Below are 19,514 nucleotides of genomic sequence, written 5' to 3'. Positions count from 1 at the left end.
CCAGTGAAAGCGGTCTTGCTGGAAAAAAGCGGTGGCCGCTTCGCGCCCAAACGGGAGCAAGCTCCCTCACCACAAGTGTTTACTCCCCTACAGATCCCTGCCAGCCGGCCGATACAGTTCCCATAAAACCGATTAATGGTCCGAGGGAGTAGCAGCATGTACCGTTGGCTAGCCGAGAAACTGGGAAACGTAAGCGTCAATCGCAAACTGGGTATCGGCTTCGGTCTGGTGCTGCTTCTGACCTTGTTGATCACCTTCACCGGCTGGACCGGTCTGAGCGGTGTGATCAGCCGTGGCGATACGCTTGGGTTTATTTCCAGCCTCAAGGAGCTGACCAAAGACCTGCGCCTGGCCCGTCTGGATTACGAAATGCGCCGTGGCGAACAAGGCCCGGGCGCCATCAATGATCTGCTCGGCCAACTCGATAGCGGCCTTAAAACCGCACGCACACTGATCGAACAGGCTGGCGATGTAGCAATGATCGACCAGCAACTGGCCGCCGTCAGCGAGTACAAACGCACCGTCGCCGACCTGACTCAAGCCACCGCTACCCGCGAAGACGCCCGCAGCAAACTGGGCGCCACCGCCGATAACGCCGTGGCCCGGGTCGCTGAAGTCGAAAAATCTCTTTTGCAAGGCGACAGCGTCGCTCAGTTCAACAGTGTGATCGACCTCAGCAAACTGATTCAGCAAGCGCGCTTCCAGGTGCGTGGTTACACCTACAGCGGTAAACCCGAAGCCGAGCAGCCGGCGCTGGACGCCATCGACAACTCCCTGAAAAACCTCGAGAGCCTGCCGTCTAAATTGCCGGAACAACACATTGCCAACCTGCAACAGGCGACCGACTCGCTCAAAGCTTATCGCGCGGCCGTCAGCCAGTTCCGCGACGCTCAGGTCGCCAGCGGTGCTGCTATTAAACGCATGATCGCACAAGGCGACATTCTGCTCGACACCAGTAAAAAGCTCACTGCCTCGCAAACCATCGTGCGTGACACCGATGCGGCACACGCCAAGAACCTGCTGCTGATGGCGACCATCCTGGCCTCGGCTTTTGGCTTGTTCGCGGCCTGGGCCATCACTCGCCAGATCGTCATTCCTCTGAGCCAGACCCTCAAAGTGGCCGAGCGTGTCGCCGCGGGCGACCTGACCCACAATCTCATTTCCGAACGCCAAGACGAACTGGGCCAGCTACAGCGCGCCATGCAGAGCATGACCCTGGGCCTGCGGGAACTGATCGGTGGCATCAGCGATGGCGTGACCCAAATCGCCAGCGCCGCTGAAGAGCTGTCCGCCGTCACCGAACAGACCAGCGCCGGGGTCAACAGCCAGAAGGTCGAGACCGATCAGGTGGCCACCGCCATGCACGAAATGACCGCCACTGTGCAGGAAGTCGCGCGCAACGCCGAGGAGGCGTCCGAAGCCGCCGTCGCCGCCGACCAGCAGGCGCGCGAGGGTGACAGAGTGGTCGGCGAAGCCATCGCCCAGATCGAGCGCCTGGCTACCGAAGTCGGTAACTCCACTGCCGCCATGGGCGATCTGAAGCGCGAAAGCGACAAGATCGGCAGCGTGCTCGACGTGATCAAGTCCGTGGCCCAGCAAACCAACCTGCTGGCGCTCAACGCCGCCATCGAAGCCGCTCGCGCCGGTGAAGCCGGGCGCGGTTTTGCGGTAGTCGCCGACGAAGTCCGCAGCCTGGCTCAACGCACCCAGAAGTCCACCGAAGAAATCGAAGAGTTGATCCTCGGCCTGCAAACCGGCACTCAGCAAGTCGCGACCATCATGGACAACAGCCGCAGCCTGACAGACAGCAGCGTCGAACTGACCCGCCGCGCCGGTAGCTCGCTGGAAAGCATCACCCGCACCGTGTCGGCAATCCAGTCGATGAACCAGCAGATTGCCGCCGCTGCCGAGCAACAGAGCGCGGTGGCTGAAGAGATCAACCGCAGCGTGCTGAACGTGCGTGATGTGTCCGAGCAGACCTCGGCCGCCAGTGAAGAGACCGCGGCCTCCAGCGTCGAGCTGGCGCGGTTGGGCAATCACCTGCAAATGTTGGTGGGGCGCTTCAAGGTTTGAGGTGATGCGGGCATCCCGGTTCGCTTGAAACCGGGGTGATGCAATCGCGAGCAAGCCCGCTCCCACAGGATCTGCGCCGAACACAAAGTTGGGTTCAGTCAGATCAACTGCATGAGGCGTTCCCGGCAGCGCGTGGGAATGATCAGCAGCGCAAAAAAAACCCCGCTTTCGCGGGGTTTTTCATTAGGCCAACTGAGGCTGCACGCTCACAGGCTTGAGCGGCAACAGTGGCGCATGGGGATCGGCATCCACCGATGTGCGCCAGGCTTGCAGCCACTCGGCGTGGCCTTCGTTCCAGACCTGCTCATGCAAGCGACCCAGTGCCACCGGATCACTCAGCAGGGCCACACGCTCGTTGTTCGTCAGCCCGGCAGGCCCGACCTTCATCGCATGGCGAACCCGCTCGATGCGCAGCCATTCGATTGGCTCGGCCTGACGGTGACGGGATGTCGCCAGCGCACACGCCAAGGCGTTCTGCTGTGGATCGACCACTGCCCGGACGAAGCCGTCATTCAGCGCATGCCAACGGTTTTCGTGGGTGTACTGGTCGGTTGCCAGCAACGCCTGTGGCGGATTGTATTCCTCAGGGATCAGGAACAGGCTTTCGTCACGGGACTTGAGGCCCAGGCCGACACGGCTGGAGATCACCGATACCGGGATCGACAGCATCAGCGAACCGACAATCGGCACCAGCCACCAGAGGAAGCTCGGGTTCAGCCAGATCACCAACAGCGCCCAGAAGAAGCCCAGCAAGGTTTGCGGACCGTGCCGTTTGACCGCTTCGCTCCATGGCGTGGAGTCGTCGTCACGTTGCGGCGAGTTCCAGGTCGCGGCCCAGCCGAGGAACGCGGCGAGTACGAAGCGGGTGTGGAAGATCATCCGCACCGGCGCCAGCAGCATGGAGAACAACATCTCCAGCAGCATCGACAGCGTCACCTTGAACTTGCCACCGAACTCTTTCGCGCCCTTGGCCCAGATCAGGATGATGCTCAGCAACTTCGGCAGGAACAGCAGCACGATGGTCGTCGAGAACAGCGCAATCGCCTTGTCCGGCTGCCATTGTGGCCACAGTGGATAGAGCTGACGCGGTTCCAGGAAGTATTGCGGCTCCATCAACGTGTTGACCGCCAGCAAGGCCGTCGACAACACCAGGAACAAGAACCACAACGGCGCCGACAGGTACGACATCACGCCGGTCAGGAACACCGCACGGTGCACCGGGTGCATGCCCTTGACCAGGAACAGCCGGAAGTTCATCAGGTTGCCGTGGCACCAGCGACGATCACGCTTGAGTTCGTCCAGCAGGTTCGGTGGCAGTTCTTCGTAGCTGCCCGGCAAGTCGTAGGCAATCCATACGCCCCAGCCGGCACGGCGCATCAGCGCAGCTTCGACGAAGTCGTGGGACAGAATCGCACCGGCAAACGCGCCTTTACCGGGCAACGGCGCCAGGGCGCAGTGCTCGATGAACGGCTTCATGCGGATAATCGCGTTGTGACCCCAGTAGTGGGATTCGCCCAACTGCCAGAAGTGCAGACCGGCAGTGAACAGCGGACCGTACACACGCGTGGCGAACTGCTGCATACGCGCATAAAGGGTGTCCATGCCCGACGCACGCGGCGCGGTCTGGATGATCCCGGCATCCGGCGTGGCTTCCATCAGGCGCACCAGACTGCTCAGGCATTCGCCGCTCATCACGCTGTCGGCGTCGAGCACGACCATGTACTTGTAGTCACCGCCCCAACGACGGCAGAAGTCGTCGAGGTTGCCGCTTTTACGTTTTACGCGGCGGCGGCGACGACGATAGAAGATCTTGCCGAAGCCTTTGCCTTCACGGCAGACGTCCAGCCAGGCCTGCTGCTCGGCAACGCAAATGTCGGCGTCGTTACTGTCGCTGAGCACGAAAAAGTCGAAGCGATCCAGGTTACCCGAGGCCGCAACCGATTCGAAGGTAGCCCGCAAACCGGCGAACACCCGCGGCACGTCTTCGTTGCAGATCGGCATCACCAGTGCGGTGCGTGCGTCCTTGGCGATCGGCTCGTTGCCGGCGCTGGCGCCGGAAATGCGGTACTTGTCACGGCCGGTGATCAACTCGAGGAAGCCCATCAGCGCGGTCCAGAACCCCGCCGAGACCCAGCAAAACAGAATCCCGAACATAATCAGAATGCTGGTTTGCAAGGCATATGGCAGCACTTGCGTGGCGGTCTGGGTCAGAGGTTGATGCAGAACTTCTTCAAGATCGACGAACGACCAGCCCTGGTACGGCATGATGCCTTTCATGTACCAGCCGGCGACGATCGTCTGACCGAGCATCAGCACCAGAAGAATGTAGCGGCGGATCGAACCGACGGTGCGCCAGCGAGCCGCTGGCAGCACGTTCTCGTCTTTCGGCGGTGCTGGCGGGTTGGTGCGACCGGTCAGCCGACGCCAGCCACGCACCAGAATGTTGGTGCGCCACGGCTCGGGCACGACTTTGGTCCGACGGATCGGCGGGGTTGCCTTCAGGCAAACCCGACCACTGGCGTCGAGCACCAGCATTTCCGCATCCGCCAGCTCTTCGGCGGTGTTCAGTGTCAGGCGCCGACCGACCGAGGCTTGAGCAGCCTCGGTCGGCGCGTCGAACGTCGAGGACGACAGACGTTCGTGCAGTTCACTGAACGACTTGCAGCCCGCGAGTTCCGCGCGCTGCTCGTCGCTCATCGGCAAATGCGCCAGATATTCGGCAAGCGTTTGTGGCTGTACTTGTGAATTACTCATCGGCGGGCAACTGATAGCTCCAGGTCTCGGTCAGGACTTGTTCAGTCGGTGCCGATTCCGTTGTGGCTGGGGCCGCTTCGGCAGCAACAGGCTGCTTGGCGTCTTTGTTGTCCTTGTCCTTGGTGTCCTTGGCTTGCTGGGCTTGTGCTTCAGCCTGCTTGGCTTCCTTGTCCTTCTTCTCTTGCTGCCGGGCGGCGATCTTGTCGGCCTTGGCAACGGAAGAACTGGACGCTGGCGCCGCGGTCTTGATCGCGTCGGCAGGCGTGATGTTCTTCACCAGTGCAGCCCGCATTTCGGTGGCCTTGCCCGGATCCTTGATCTTCATCCGCAAAGTCAGGCGCCAGCCCTTGGTTTCAGGGTTGTAACGGACGCTGTTCTCGACCAGTTCGGCGTTGTCGCCAACGCTCACCTGGCTGCGCACTTCAGTATCTTCCGGCAGGACCTGCAGGGATGGGCCTTCGAAATCCACCAGATAGGCCACGCTGCCGTCCGGCTGACGAATCAGGTTCGACTGCTTCACATCACCCGTGGAACGCAGGGTCTGTTGAACCCAGGCGCTGTCCGGCGAATGCAGGGAGGCTTCATCGAGGGTCCAGTGCAAGCGGTAGGCAACGTCCAGCGACTGGCCAGGCTCAGGCAGTTTGTCCGGGCTCCAGAAGGCAACGATATTGTCGTTGGTTTCGTCAGCAGTAGGAATCTCCACCAGATCGACGGAGCCCTTGCCCCAATCGCCTTTCGGTTCGATCCAGGCACTTGGGCGCTTGTCGTAGCGGTCATCGAGGTCTTCGTAGTGACTGAAGTCACGGCCACGTTGCAGCAAACCGAAACCGCGCGGGTTCTCGATCGAGAAGTTGCTCACGGCCAGGTGTTTCGGATTGTTCAGTGGGCGCCAGATCCATTCACCGTTGCCGGCATGGATCGACAGGCCGCTGGAATCGTGCAGTTCGCGACGGTAGTTCAGCACTTTCGACGGTTGGTTGGCGCCGAACAAGTACATGCTGGTCAGCGGCGCAACGCCAAGCTTGGTGACCTTGTCACGCAGGAACATCTTGGCCTTGACGTCGACAACCGTGTCGCTGCCCGGACGCAGGGTCAGGCGATAGGCACCGGTGGCACGCGGCGAATCCAGCAGGGCAAAGATCACCAGATGCTTGTCGCCCGGCTGGGGCTGTTGAATCCAGAACTCGGTGAAGCGCGGGAACTCTTCGCCGGACGGCAACGCGGTATCAATAGCCATGCCGCGAGCGGAGAGCCCGTAGGTCTGCCCCTTGCCGATGACGCGGAAATAACTCGCGCCGAGCATGGTCATGATTTCGTCTTGCTTGTCGGCCTTGTTGATCGGGTACAGCACACGGAAACCGGCATAACCCAGCTGTTCGGTGGCTTTAGGATCGAACTTCACGTCGCCGAAATCGAAACGACTTGGGTCGTATTTGATCTCGGCGACGGTGTTGGCCGTGATTTCGTTGATTTTCACCGGCGTATCGAAGTGCATACCCTGGTGATAGAACGACAGCTTGAATGGGGTTTTCTGGTTCGCCCATTCGGCCTTTTCAGTCAGGAACCGAATTTTTTGATAATCAGCGAATTTCATCTCGCGAAATTCATTCGGCAGGTTACTGCGCGGGGCTTCGTATTTTTGCCCGGCCAGCTCTTTTGCCTTGACCGATACGTCATCCAGATTGAATGCCCAAAGTTGGCCGGCGCTGAACAGGCAGAGCAGTGCAGAGCCTGCTACCAGAGCGCTTCGAAACCGTTTGGCAGACAATTTTGGTGCATTACAGGGACTAACAATCACGAGCAACCCTCGCCGAAAACAGATCAAAAAACCAACGGCCAGTTAAAGTGCCAGCACGGTGTGCGGTGAAAAAAAACCGACCCTGCGAACGACTCTTGCCAAGTTGGCGAGCATTGTTCCGACTCCTATGGGGCAAAATGATTCCCCAACAGGCCTCGGACAAGTCTCTACCTAAGTCAAAACGGACCAACGAACGCCGATCCCCGTAGCGCGCGATTATCTAGTAGGCCGCGTTACAACGCATCAGGGGGAACCAAGTATTTATCGGGAAAAGCCTCTGTTTTCAGTCGAAATGCACTTAAAAAGATGTTTCAAGCGCTTTCACGTCTGTAACAGGAAGGTTACCGGGCCATCATTGACCAGATGCACCTGCATATCCGCGCCGAATCTACCTGATGCCACAGTGCCATGCACCTGTTTCGCTTTACCCAATAGATAGTCGAACAGCTCCTCGCCCAAAGCAGGAGGAGCCGCCGTCGAAAAACTGGGGCGCAACCCGTTTTTGGTGTCGGCGGCCAGGGTGAACTGCGAGACCAACAGCAACCCACCGCCTACGTCCGCCAAGGACAGATTCATCTTGCCCTCGGCGTCACTGAATACTCGATAGTTAAGCAGTTTATGCAGAAGTTTGTCGGCACTGGCCGGAGTATCGTCGGGCTCGACCGCCACCAGCACCAGCAACCCCTGATCTATCGCCCCAACCACTTCCCCCGCAACCTCGACTCGCGCGCCACGCACGCGTTGCAGCAGGCCCTTCATGCTTCGTCAGGCGACAGGTTGAGCATACGGCGGGCCATCAGATCAGCGGCGCGTACCAAGGCATCAGTGATACCCGATTCGGACGCCGCATGGCCGGCGTCGCGAATCACCTGCAATTCGCTGTTCGGCCAGGCTTGATGCAGTTCCCAGGCATTGTCCAGCGGGCAAATCACGTCATAGCGACCATGGACGATCACGCCAGGCAAATGGGCAATCTTACCCATGTCGCGGATCAACTGATTCGGCTCGAGGAAAGCATTGTTGGTGAAGTAGTGGCACTCGATACGGGCGATGGACAACGCACGCTGAGGCTCGGAGAAACGGTCGACCACCAGCGGATTCGGCCGCAGGGTGGCGGTGCGGCCTTCCCACATGGACCAGGCCTTGGCCGCGTGCATCTGGGCGATCTGATCGTTGCCGACCAGGCGTTTGTGGAACGCCGAGAGCAAGTCGTGGCGTTCGTCCTGCGGGATCGGCGCGATGTAGTCCTGCCAGTAATCGGGAAACAGGCGACTGGCGCCACACTGGTAGAACCACTCGATTTCCTGGGGACGGCAGAGAAAAATCCCGCGCAGAATCAAGCCATGCACGCGCTCCGGGTGGGTTTGCGCGTAGGCCAGGGCCAGGGTCGAACCCCAGGAGCCGCCGAACAGCACCCATTTGTCGATGCCCAGGTGCTTGCGAATCCGCTCGAGGTCGGCGACCAGATCCCAGGTGGTGTTGTTTTCCAGGCTGGCGTGGGGCGTGGAGCGACCGCAACCACGCTGGTCGAAGGTGACAATGCGATACAGGTTCGGATCAAAATACCGGCGACTCTGGGCATCACACCCGGCGCCGGGGCCGCCGTGGATGAACACCACCGGCAAACCTTCCGGCGAACCGCTTTCGTCGACATACAGCGTGTGGGTTTTATCGACAGCCAGATCGTGCCGGGCGTGGGGTTTGATCTGCGGGTACAAAGTCTGCATTGCGCGCTCCGTAAGGGGTCGAGGTCATCCCTGGGGGGACTTCTATTATTCTGCCGTCCGGCATCATAAACCCGAATTACTTCAATGAGCATGCCCTTGCAGCGTCAGCGTTTGTCAGCCCGTCTTCTCAGCCAAATAGCCGAGCAGGGTTTCATAGAGTCGGTCGACCTCGGCGACCTGCTTCCGTGCCCGCAAACAACCGTGAACCAGCCCCTCCCCGTAATACAGCGTTGCGCTCACGCCTGCGGCGTTGAGTCGCTCGGCGTAAAGCACGCCGTCATCGCGCAACGGATCGAACTGCGCCACGGCGATCAACGCCGGTGGCAGACCGCTGAGATCGTCGGCGAGCAAGGGCGTCGCATAGATACCCGGTTGTCGGGTACCGCCTAAATACAACGCGTGATAACAATCCAGATCGCTGCTGCTGAGTAATGGCGCATCGGCGCATTCGCGGCGCGACGGCAATCGGTGGTCGCCACCCAGTCCCGGATAGATCAGAACTTGCGCACATGGCATTGGCTCGCTGGCAACGCGTAACGCGAGGCACAACGCGGCGGCGAGGTTGCCGCCAGCGCTGTCGCCCGCCACCAGGGTCCGCGCAGGGTCGAGTTGAAACGGTCCTGTGCGCAGCGCGCGCCATACATTCAGGCAGTCATCGAACGCCGCCGGGAACGGATGCTCCGGCGCCAACCGATAATCGACGGCGATCACCATCACCCCGAGCACCGACGCCAGTTCGGCGCAGATGAAGGCGTGGGAATCCAGATCCCCCACCACCCAACCGCCGCCGTGCAGGTACACAATGCACGGCCAACCGTTGGTCGGCGGCGTGACCGGGGGTTGCCAGGAACGCACGGCCACGCCTGCCAATTCGAAATCGACCACCTCAAGCTCCGCAGGACATGGCGGAGTAAACGCCCGGCACATTTCGCTGTAGGCCTGACGCAAACCGGTGAAGCTGCTGTCGGTGCTGTCGGTGCTGTCGGTGCTGTTGAAGCTGAGGGTTTTCTCGACGAAAGCCGCCATGTGTTCAGAGAGTGGATAAGGAGCCATGAGCCTGCAGCCAGTCAAATAGAGGAATAGGGGTCTGTGGCGAGGGGGCTTGCTCTAATGCCGGTAAGTTAAGACGCAGAACCTGTGGGAGCGTGGCTTGCCCGCGAAGAACGATGACGCGTAAGACCTGAAAAACCGCAGCGCATTCTTCGCGGGCAAGCCACGCTCCCACAGGATCTTCGTCGCTCAAATTTCTAACTACCGGCATTAGGCCCCCCTCGCCACAGTGATCCCGCTCGACCAGTCAGTTTTTCAAACTGGCCTGAACGGTTGCCACACCCTCCTTCCCATCAAAACTGCTGACACCTGCCAGCCAGCGTTGAAGATCTTCGGGATGATCACGCAGCCATTGCCTGGCGACTTCCTGTGGCGTCTTGCGCTCCATGATTGGCACCATTAATTGGCTTTCCTGGGCCGCGGTAAAGGTCAGGTTTTCAAGCAGCCGGTTCACGTTCGGGCAGCGCTCGGCATAGTCCGGCACGGTCACGGTAGAAACGGTCGCCGCGCCTTCGTTCGGCCCGTAGACGTCTTCGCTGCCGGTCAAGTAAGTGATGTTCATGTTGATGTTCATCGGATGCGGGGTCCAGCCGACGAACACCACGAACTCCTTGCGATTGACCGCCCGCTGCACGGCGGCGAGCATCCCGGCCTCACCGGACTCGATCAGCTTGAAATCCTTCAAGCCAAAGTGATTGGCCTCGATCATGGTTTTGATCGTGGTGTTGGCCCCGCTACCCGGCTCAATACCGTAGATCTTGCCGCCGAGCTGATCCTTGAATCTGGCAATGTCGGCGAAGGTTTTCAGGCCGGCGGCAGCGACGTAGTCAGGCACGGCGAGCGTCGCCTGGGCGTCGGCCAGGCTCGGTTTGTCCATAACTTTCACCTGATTGGCTGCCACGAACGGCGCGATGTTTTTGTCCATCGCCGGCTTCCAGTAACCAAGGAAGATGTCGAGGCGTTTGTCGCGGATGCCGGCGAAGATGATTTGCTGCACGGCGCTGGTTTGTTTGCTTTCGTAGCCGAGGCCATTGAGCAATACGTCAGCCATGCCACTGGTGGCGATCACGTCGGTCCAGTTGACCACGCCCATGCGTACGGTCTTGCAGGAAGCGGGGTCGTTGGCGAAAACGCTGGTGCTCAGAAGAGCAGTGCCGCAGAGGATTGAGAGACAGCGGGAGAACAGTCTTTTCATCGGGAGAGTCTCGTGCGGCAGATTATTGTGAGGGCCGGTGTCTTCGTGCACCGTGCCCAGAACATTACGCAGCGTCGAGAGGGTAAAAGCGAACTGTGGCGACCGTGTTTTGCACGGTGGCGACTGCCCTGATGCGTTATCAAGGAGAACACCAATCTGTGGCGAGGGAGCTTGCTCCCGCTGGGTTGCGAAGCAGCCCCCAAACCATTCAACCGAGTTTTATCAGATACGCCCGACCAGCCGGGTTTACGACGGCTTCGCCGCCGAGCGGGAGCAAGCTCCCTCGCCACAAAGGCTCGCTCCCACAAAGTTATGCGCTGTAGTGCTTTGCGCCCCACGCCAGTAACCCTTGCAGCAACTCCCTGAGCACCACTTGCGTCGGTGCCGCCAAGTCCGGGCGATAGCGGAACGGCTCAAACTCTTCCATATACGTGCACTGCCCCAACTCCAGTTGCACGGCATGGATGTTCTCGGCCGGGTTGCCGTAATGCCGGGTGATGTGCCCGCCCTTGAAGCGACCGTTCAGCACATGGCTGTAATCGCCATGCCGTGCGCAGATGGCTTCCAGTTGGCTGGCCAATTGTGGATCGCAACTGGCGCCGTTGAAGGTGCCGAGGTTGAAGTCCGGCAGCTTGCCGTCGAACAGGTGCGGGATGATCGAGCGGATCGAGTGCGCATCGAATAGCAGCGCGTAGCCGAACTCAGCCTTCAGTCGTGCCAGCTCCTCCTGCAAGGTGCGGTGGTATGGCGTCCAGATCTGCTCCAGATAAGTCGCCCGCTCTGCAGCCGATGGTTCCAGCCCTTCGCGGAACAACGGAATACCGTCGAACAACGTCGCCGGGTACAGACCGGTCGTGGCGCCGACATACAAAGGCTTGTCGTCGGACGGTCGGTTCAGGTCGATGACAAACCGCGAGTACTCGGCCGCCAGGGTGCTGGCGCCCAGCTCGGCGGCGAACTCGTAAAGCCTTGGGATGTGCCAGTCGGTGTCCGGCAGGCTTTTCGCGTCGGGAATCAATCCCGCTTCGACCACTGGGGTCAGGCGCAGGCCAGCGTGGGGCATGCTGATCAGCAGCGGCACGCGGCCTTGTTTGAAGTTCAGAACCTTATCCACAACTGCTCTCCTAAACGCTTGTTTCGACGCCGTGACGCACGACGCGTTTTTCCAGGTCGCCGCCCAGCCAGTACGACAGGTCAGCAGGCCGATCAATCTGCCAGGCGACGAAGTCTGCGACTTTGCCGGCTTCCAGCGAACCGTGAGTCTCGGCCATGCCCAGCGCGGTGGCGGCATGAATCGTTGCGCCAGCCAGCGCCTCTTCCGGGGTCATGCGCAAACAAGTGCAGGCCATGTTCAGCATCAAGCGCAACGACAGCGCCGGCGAAGTGCCCGGGTTGAGATCGCTGGCGATGGCGATTTTTACGCCGTGTTTGCGCAGGGCTTCCATCGGCGGCAATTGGGTTTCCCGCAGGAAGTAGAACGCGCCGGGCAGCAACACCGCGACGGTGCCGGACTGGGCCATGGCGATGGCGTCGTCTTCGGTCATGAATTCCAGATGGTCGGCGGATAACGCGTGGTAACGCGCCGCCAGGCTCGAACCGTGCAGCGACGACAATTGCTCGGCATGCAGCTTCACCGGCAAACCAAGTTCTTGCGCGGTGATGAACACCCGCTCGACTTGCGCCGGCGAAAACGCCAGGTATTCGCAGAAAGCGTCCACTGCATCCACCAACCCTTCGGCGGCCAGGGCCGGGAGCATCTCGGCGCAGATGTGGTCGATGTAGTCGTCGGCGCGGTCCGCGTATTCCGGCGGCAAGGCGTGGGCGGCCAGGCAGGTGCTGCGCACGCTGACCGGCAATTCGGCGCCGAGACGGCGGATCACCCGCAGGATTTTGCGCTCGCTGGCCAGGTCAAGGCCGTAGCCGGACTTCATCTCGACCGTGGTCACGCCGTCGCGCATCAGACTCTTCAGGCGCTTGGCGGCGCTGGCGAACAGCTCGTCTTCGGAGGCTAAGCGAGTGGCGCGCACGGTGCTGGCAATGCCACCGCCGGCCGCGGCAATTTCCGCATAACTGACGCCTTGCAGACGTTGCTCGAATTCACCGCTGCGGTTACCGCCGAACACCGTGTGGGTATGGCAGTCGATCAGGCCCGGAGTCACCCAGGCCCCTTTAAGATCATTGACTGCCGGGTACTCGCCTGACGGCAGTTCGCCGCGCGGACCAATCCACTCAATGTGCGCACCTGACGTCACGATGGCCGCATCCTCGATGATCGAGTAGACGCCTTGCGCCATCGTTGCGACGTGGCAGTGTTGCCAGAGAGTTTTCATCCGTGGCCTCCGTTAGGTTATCGATGAGAAAAAGAAGGTTCCCGCTCCACCGGCACTGCCTTCCCTGCCGCCGGCTTCACCCACGTCAGGTAGGCCAGCACCAGCAATACAATCCAGACCACGCCGACGATCAGAGCTGCCTGGGTATCCGGGAAATAGCCCAGCACGCCGAAAATGAACAGCATGAAAGCAATCGCCGCCATCGGCGCATAGGGCCAGAACGGCACCGGGAATTTCAGTTGGGCGACCTGCTCGGCGCTCATGGAACGACGCATCGCTACCTGGGTGAACAGAATCATCAGCCAGACCCACACCGTGGCGAAGGTTGCGATGGAGGCGATCAACAGAAACACGTTTTCCGGAATCAGGTAGTTCAGCAGCACGCCCAGCAGCAGCGCGACACTCATCACCACCACGGTCATCCATGGCACACCATTGACCGACAGGCGGGCGAAGCCTTTGGGTGCGTGCCCTTGCTGAGCCAACCCGTACATCATCCGGCCAGCGCCGAAGATGTCACTGTTGATCGCCGACACCGCCGCCGAGATCACCACGATATTGAGAATGGTCGCCGCCGAACTGATCCCGAGGTTGTCGAAAATCTGCACGAATGGACTGCCCTGACTGCCAATCTGCTGCCACGGAAAGATCGACATCAGCACAAACATCGTCAGCACGTAGAACAGCAGGATACGCAACGGTACGGCATTGATCGCCCGGGGCAGCACGTGCTGCGGGTCTTTGGCTTCACCAGCCGTTACGCCGATGATTTCAATGCCGCCAAACGCAAACATCACCACGGCAAACGAAGCGATCAGGCCACCCACGCCGTTGGGCATGAAGCCGCCATGGCTCCAGAGGTTGCTGATGTCGGTCGCCTGGGCGCCGGGCGCGGTGCTGATACCGAACAGCATGATGCCGAAGCCACCCAGGATCATCGCAACGATGGCCGCGACCTTGAGCAGCGACAACCAGAATTCCATTTCACCGAAGACTTTGACGTTGCACAGGTTCAAGCCGCCGACCACCGAAACGATGCCGAGTACCCAAATCCAGCGAGCGACTTCCGGAAACCAGAAGCCCATGTAAATACCGAACGCGGTGACGTCGGCCATGCCGACGATGACCATTTCGAACGCATAGGTCCAACCAAGGATGAAGCCTGCCATCGGCCCCAGATAGGTGCTGGCGTAATGGCCGAAAGAGCCGGCCACCGGGTTGTGCACCGCCATCTCGCCGAGGGCGCGCATGACCATGAACACCGCCGCGCCACCGATCAGGTAAGCGAGCAATACCGCAGGCCCGGCCATTTGAATGGCCGAGGCAGAACCGTAGAACAGCCCGGTGCCGATAGCCGACCCCAGCGCCATGAAGCGAATATGTCGGGCAGAGAGCCCGCGTTTCAAACCTTTTGTTGGCTGTTGCATTTCTCGTCCTTAATTATTCTTATCCGACGCAAAATCGAATCGCGAGCAGGCTCGCTCCCACAGGGGTATGCATTCCAATGTGGGAGCGAGCCTGCTCGCGAAAAGGCCGTTACAGGCTTGGCAGCAACTTCGCCGTAACCAGCTCATTCAGGCAACGCGTGGCCAACAACTCGCTCGCCGCATTGATGTCTGGCGCAAAGAAACGGTCTTTCTCATAAAACGGCACTTCAGCCCGCAAAATCGCCCGGACCTTTTCCAGTTTGGCCGAGGTTTTAAGACCTTCACGCAGATCGAGGCCCTGAGCTGCCGCCAGCCATTCCACCGCCAGAACCCCACGTGTGTTTTCCGCCATTTCCCACAGACGCTTGCCCGCCGCCGGAGCCATGGAAACATGGTCTTCCTGGTTGGCCGACGTTGGCAGACTGTCCACCGAGTGCGGATGAGACAGCGCCTTGTTCTCGCTGGCCAATGCCGCCGCAGTCACCTGGGCGATCATGAAGCCGGAGTTCACGCCGCCATTGGCCACCAGGAACGGCGGCAGCTGCGACATATGTTTATCCATCATCAGCGAGATGCGGCGTTCGCTCAAGGAACCGATTTCAGCGATAGCCAATGCCATGTTGTCGGCGGCCATGGCCACCGGTTCGGCGTGGAAGTTACCGCCGGAGATCACGTCGCCTTCAGCGGCGAATACCAGCGGGTTGTCCGAAACGGCGTTGGCTTCGATGGCGAGCACTTCAGCGGCCTGACGGAACTGGGTCAGGCAGGCGCCCATGACTTGCGGCTGGCAGCGCAGGGAGTACGGGTCCTGGACCTTTTCGCAGTTCTGGTGCGAATCGGACACTTCGCTGCGCTCGCCCAGCAGGTCGCGGTAAGCGGCGGCGGCGTCGATCTGGCCTTTCTGGCCACGAGCGGCGTGAATGCGTGCATCAAACGGCGAGCGCGAACCCAGCACCGCTTCAACAGTCATACCACCAATGGCCAGGGCGCCAGCAAACAGGTCTTCGCCTTCGAACAAACCGCGCAATGCATAAGCGGTAGAAACCTGAGTACCGTTGAGCAGCGCCAGACCTTCTTTGGCAGCCAGGGTCAACGGGGTCAGACCGGCGACTTTCAGCGCTTCGGTTGCTTCCATCCACTCGCCTTTGTAGCGCGCCTTACCTTCGCCCAGCAGCACCAGCGACATGTGGGCCAAAGGCGCCAAGTCACCGGATGCACCCACCGAACCTTTCAATGGAATGTGCGGGTAAACCTCGGCGTTGATCAGGGCGATCAGTGCGTCGATCACTACGCGACGAATGCCGGAGAAACCACGGCTCAGGCTGTTGACCTTGAGCACCATGACCAGTCGCACCAGCGCGTCGCTGATCGGCTCGCCGACACCGGCGGCGTGGGACAAAACGAGCGAACGCTGCAGGTTCTCCAGGTCTTCGCTGGCGATACGGGTCGAAGCCAGCAGGCCGAAACCGGTGTTGATGCCATAAGCGGTGCGGTTCTCGGCGAGGATCTGTTCCACGCAGGCAACGCTGGCTTCGATTTGCGCCGAAGCGCTGTTGTCGAGGGTGATTTTGACCGGGTGCTGATAAACATCACGCAGTTGGGCAAGGCTCAGTTGACCGGGAATCAGGTTAAGCGCAGTCATTTTGTGCTCCTTTTGAGAGTTTGTTATTAACTCACCAGACGCTCCGGAGATGTCCGTTGTCCGTCGCGTCTACCTTTTAGGGAGCCGCGCCTTGGCACGCTGGTGTTGTGGAATCAATTGAGGTTCGGTAACGCCTTGTGCAGCAAATTTGAATCTTTCAAAACACTGGCAGCGGCAGCAATGTCTGGTGCCAGCCAGCGATCCTGGTCGTAGGCCGGGACTCGCTCACGCAGCAGACGCCACGCGGTATCGGTGCCAGCGCCAAAGCGTTGCTCTTTGAGGAATTCAAACGCTTGGGATGCCAGCAAATATTCAATGGCGAGGATCTGCGTGCAGTTTTCCAACGCGCGATGCAGCTTCAGCGCCGCATTGGTGCCCAGGCTCAGGTGATCTTCCTGCAGGCCCGAGGTGACGTAGTTATCGAGCACCGCCGGTTGCGCCAGTTGACGATTTTCCGCACACAGGGAAGCGGCAACGTACTGGACGATCATCATCCCGGAGTTCACCCCCGGATTGGCCACCAGAAACGCCGGCAGACCGCTGACGTGCGGGTTGATCAAGCGGTCCAGGCGACGCTCGGCGATGGAGCCGATTTCGGCCATGGCAATCGCCAGCAAATCCGCCGCCAATGCCACTGACTGACCGTGCGGGTTAGCTTGGGACACCACCCGGAAGTTGTCCGGCGTGCCCAGCAGCATCGGGTTGTCGGTGACAGAGTTGAGTTCGGTTTCGATCTGCTTTTTCGCGTGCTCAAGTTGATCGCGAGCGGCGCCGTGGACTTGCGGGATCGAACGGATGCTCAACGCATCTTGAGTGCGAATGCCTTTGCTGCTGGCAATCACTTCACTGCCATCGAGCAACGCCCGCAGATTGATGCCGACTTGCTGCATGCCCGGGTGAGGCTTGAGCGCGATGATCTCGGCGTCGAACGCGGCGATCTGACCGCGCTGGGCTTCGAAGCTCATGGCACCGATCACATCGGCCCACTGCACCAGACGCGTCGCATCGGCAATTGCCAGACAGCTGAGACCGGTCATGCACGGCGTGCCGTTGACCAGGCACAAGCCATCTTTGGCGCCGAGCTGAACCGGTTGCAGACCTTCTTCGGCCAGGGCTTGCTGCGCGGAAACGATCTGCCCGCGATAGCTGACATTGCCGACACCCAGCAGAGTGATTCCGATGTGGGCCATGTGGGTCAGGTAGCCCACCGAACCCTGGGACGGCACTTGCGGGGTGATGCCGCGATTGAGCAGTGCCAACAGGGCTTCGACCACCCGGCGATGAATGCCGGATTTGCCGTGGCTGTAGTTGCGAATAGCGGCGCAGATGATTGCGCGAGTTTGTTCGTCGGCCAATGGTGCGCCGACGCCACAGGCGTGACTGAGCAAGGTGTTGCGCGACAGTTGGCTGAGTTGTTCGCCTTTGAGCGAGACGTTGCACAAGGCGCCCAGGCCGGTGTTGACGCCGTAGGCACGCTCGCCGCTGGCGACGATGCGCTGGACGATCGCCTGGGCATTCTCGATCCGCGCCCAGACCTGCGGTGACAGCTCAAGCTGTGCGCCATGACGGGCTACGGCAACCACATCCTGCCAACGCAACGGGGCGTCGGCGATAACGATTTTTTCAGCCTGGGACATCTTTGACCTCGTGCGTACAACTTGAATATTGATGCAGCTTCACCGGCGCCATCGCGGGCAAGCCCGCTCCCACAGTGTTCTGTTGTGTGAAGAAAATTTGTGCAACACAACCAATCCCTGTGGGAGTGGGCTTGCCCGCGATGAGGCCCGCCCGATCACCGCAAATTTCTCAAACCACCGCAGCCCGACGCTGTACGAACCGATCCACATACTCATCCGCCGGCGAATGCAGGATCTCTCGTGGCGTACCGACCTGAATCAGCCGGCCATCCTTGAGGATCGCGATGCGGTTGCCGATGCGCACGGCTTCGTCGAGGTCGTGGGTGATGAAGACGATGGTCTTGTGCAGGGTCTTTTGCAGTTCCAGCAACTGGTCCTGCATTTCGGCGCGGATCAGCGGGTCGAGGGCACTGAAAGCTTCGTCCATCAGGATGATGTCGGTGTCCGCCGCTAAAGCGCGAGCCAGGCCCACACGCTGGCGCATACCGCCGGAAAGCTGATGCGGGTATTTGTTTTCGTAGCCCTTGAGGCCCACGGTATTGATCCAGTGCAGCGCGCGCTCGGCGCACACTTGCTTGCTCTCGCCACGCACTTTCAGGCCGTAGGCGACGTTATCCAGCACGGTCTTGTGCGGCAGCAGGCCGAAGCTCTGGAACACCATGCTGATCTTGTGCCGGCGAAATTCGCGCAGGGCTTCCATGTCGTATTGTAGGATGTCCACGCCGTCCACCAGGATCGCGCCGCTGGTGGGGTCGATCAGGCGATTGAAGTGGCGCACCAGGGTCGACTTGCCGGAACCCGACAGGCCCATGATCACGAAGATCTCGCCGGTGCCGATGCTCAGGGACAGGTCGTTCACGCCGACCACGCAGCCGGTTTCGGCCAATACCTGGTCTTTGGTCTTGCCCTGGCCAATCATGCCCAGCGCATCCTTGGAACGGCTGCCGAAAATCTTGAAGACGTTTTTGACTTCGATCTTGCTGATGGCTTCATTGCTTTTGCTAATGGCTTCGTTGCTCATTTGCTCACCTCATGCCGTGGCCGACCATACGCCTGAGTAATGCGGTCGATGACCACTGCCAGAATCACGATCGCCAGACCGGCTTCAAGCCCACGCCCGACGTTGAGGGTCTGAATCCCCACCAACACATCTTCACCCAAGCCACGGGCACCGATCATCGAGGCGATGACCACCATCGACAGGGCCATCATGGTGGTCTGGTTGATCCCGGCCATGATGCTCGGCAGGGCCAGCGGCAGTTGCACGCCAAACAGTTGTTGCCAGCGATTGGCGCCGAAGGCGTTGATCGCTTCCATCACTTCACCGTCGACCTGACGAATACCCAGATCGGTCAGGCGGATCAGCGGCGGCGCGGCGTAGATCACCGTGGCGAAAATCGCCGGAACCTTGCCCAGGCCGAACAGCATCAGCACCGGGATCAGGTACACGAAACTCGGCATGGTCTGCATGATGTCCAGCAACGGCATCAGCACCGAACGCAGGCGATTGCTGCGCGCCGAGAGAATACCCAACGGAATGCCGATCAGCACCGAAATGATCGTCGCCACCATCATCAACGCCAGGGTTTGCATCAGCTTGTCCCAGAGGCCGACCGCACCCACCAGGAACAACAAGCCGACGATCACAGCCGTGGTCACGACTTTGCGGGTCGCATGCCAGGCAACGCCCGCGACGATGGCCAGCATCAGCCACCAAGGCGCCGCGCGCAGCAGCCCTTCAAGATTGACGATGGCCCACAGCAGCGTGTCAGAGATCTGCCGGAACACGTCGCCGTAGTTGGTGACCAGCGTATCGACCCAACTGTTGACCCAGTCGGCGATGGAAAAGGTAAAGCTTTCGGGAAACATAAGAGACTCTCA

General features: G+C 60.3%; 14 protein-coding genes and 1 pseudogene. 2 read left to right on the top strand and 13 right to left on the bottom strand.

Going from position 1 to position 19,514, the window contains the following annotated elements; all coding sequences use genetic code 11:
* Positions 1-135: 135 nt before the first annotated feature.
* A pseudogene (locus tag ACZ3HH_RS04420) lies at positions 136-1,215 on the top strand (methyl-accepting chemotaxis protein); the annotation flags it as partial.
* The gene (locus tag ACZ3HH_RS04415) at positions 1,201-2,073 is read left to right on the top strand and encodes a methyl-accepting chemotaxis protein (protein WP_465803392.1); all 873 of its coding nucleotides are present in this window, start codon (positions 1,201-1,203) and stop codon (positions 2,071-2,073) included. The pseudogene ACZ3HH_RS04420 and the gene ACZ3HH_RS04415, both read left to right, overlap by 15 nt.
* A gap of 183 nt (positions 2,074-2,256) precedes the next feature.
* Here ACZ3HH_RS04415 and mdoH read toward each other — a convergent pair whose 3' ends face one another.
* The 13 genes from mdoH to ACZ3HH_RS04350 all read right to left on the bottom strand — a co-directional run bounded on the left by mdoH (position 2,257) and on the right by ACZ3HH_RS04350 (position 19,502).
* The gene (mdoH, locus tag ACZ3HH_RS04410; RefSeq protein WP_465802963.1) at positions 2,257-4,827 is read right to left on the bottom strand and encodes a glucans biosynthesis glucosyltransferase MdoH; all 2,571 of its coding nucleotides are present in this window, start codon (positions 4,825-4,827) and stop codon (positions 2,257-2,259) included.
* Positions 4,820-6,625 carry a glucan biosynthesis protein G gene (locus ACZ3HH_RS04405; protein ID WP_465802961.1) on the bottom strand — a complete coding sequence of 602 codons (1,806 nt, stop codon included), beginning with the start codon at positions 6,623-6,625 and terminating at the stop codon, positions 4,820-4,822. Before ACZ3HH_RS04405 ends, mdoH begins: the two co-directional genes overlap by 8 nt.
* A gap of 321 nt (positions 6,626-6,946) precedes the next feature.
* A complete protein-coding gene (gene dtd, locus ACZ3HH_RS04400) occupies positions 6,947-7,384 on the bottom strand; it encodes a D-aminoacyl-tRNA deacylase (protein ID WP_123361149.1) in 438 nt (145 codons plus the stop codon).
* Positions 7,381-8,352: a prolyl aminopeptidase gene (pip, locus tag ACZ3HH_RS04395; RefSeq protein ID WP_448091649.1), complete on the bottom strand. Its 972-nt coding sequence runs from the start codon at positions 8,350-8,352 to the stop codon at positions 7,381-7,383. The genes dtd and pip overlap by 4 nt, the downstream gene beginning before the upstream one ends.
* Before the next feature lie 114 nt (positions 8,353-8,466).
* Positions 8,467-9,405: an alpha/beta hydrolase gene (locus ACZ3HH_RS04390; protein WP_465802958.1), complete on the bottom strand. Its 939-nt coding sequence runs from the start codon at positions 9,403-9,405 to the stop codon at positions 8,467-8,469.
* Positions 9,406-9,649: 244 nt separating this feature from the next.
* Complete coding sequence (locus tag ACZ3HH_RS04385; RefSeq protein ID WP_465802956.1) at positions 9,650-10,597, bottom strand: choline ABC transporter substrate-binding protein; 948 nt, start codon at positions 10,595-10,597, stop codon at positions 9,650-9,652.
* A 310-nt stretch (positions 10,598-10,907) separates the two neighbouring features.
* On the bottom strand, positions 10,908-11,711 hold the full coding sequence (gene hutG / locus ACZ3HH_RS04380) for an N-formylglutamate deformylase (RefSeq protein WP_223569505.1): 804 nt from the start codon (positions 11,709-11,711) through the stop codon (positions 10,908-10,910).
* Between the two features lie 10 nt (positions 11,712-11,721).
* Positions 11,722-12,927, bottom strand: a complete 1,206-nt coding sequence (hutI, locus tag ACZ3HH_RS04375) for an imidazolonepropionase (RefSeq protein ID WP_465802954.1) — start codon at positions 12,925-12,927, stop codon at positions 11,722-11,724.
* Between the two features lie 17 nt (positions 12,928-12,944).
* On the bottom strand, positions 12,945-14,354 hold the full coding sequence (locus ACZ3HH_RS04370; RefSeq protein ID WP_465802952.1) for an amino acid permease: 1,410 nt from the start codon (positions 14,352-14,354) through the stop codon (positions 12,945-12,947).
* Between the two features lie 109 nt (positions 14,355-14,463).
* A complete protein-coding gene (hutH, locus tag ACZ3HH_RS04365) occupies positions 14,464-15,996 on the bottom strand; it encodes a histidine ammonia-lyase (protein WP_367373832.1) in 1,533 nt (510 codons plus the stop codon).
* Between the two features lie 113 nt (positions 15,997-16,109).
* Complete coding sequence (gene hutH, locus ACZ3HH_RS04360) at positions 16,110-17,633, bottom strand: histidine ammonia-lyase (RefSeq protein ID WP_465802950.1); 1,524 nt, start codon at positions 17,631-17,633, stop codon at positions 16,110-16,112.
* 169 nt (positions 17,634-17,802) lie between these two features.
* The gene (locus ACZ3HH_RS04355) at positions 17,803-18,654 is read right to left on the bottom strand and encodes a quaternary amine ABC transporter ATP-binding protein (protein ID WP_465802948.1); all 852 of its coding nucleotides are present in this window, start codon (positions 18,652-18,654) and stop codon (positions 17,803-17,805) included.
* On the bottom strand, positions 18,651-19,502 hold the full coding sequence (locus ACZ3HH_RS04350; RefSeq protein ID WP_465802946.1) for an ABC transporter permease: 852 nt from the start codon (positions 19,500-19,502) through the stop codon (positions 18,651-18,653). The genes ACZ3HH_RS04355 and ACZ3HH_RS04350 overlap by 4 nt, the downstream gene beginning before the upstream one ends.
* Positions 19,503-19,514 lie beyond the last annotated feature (12 nt).

Source organism: Pseudomonas sp. PME37.24/025 (assembly GCF_055556615.1).
This window is presented reverse-complemented; position numbering and strand designations above follow the sequence as displayed.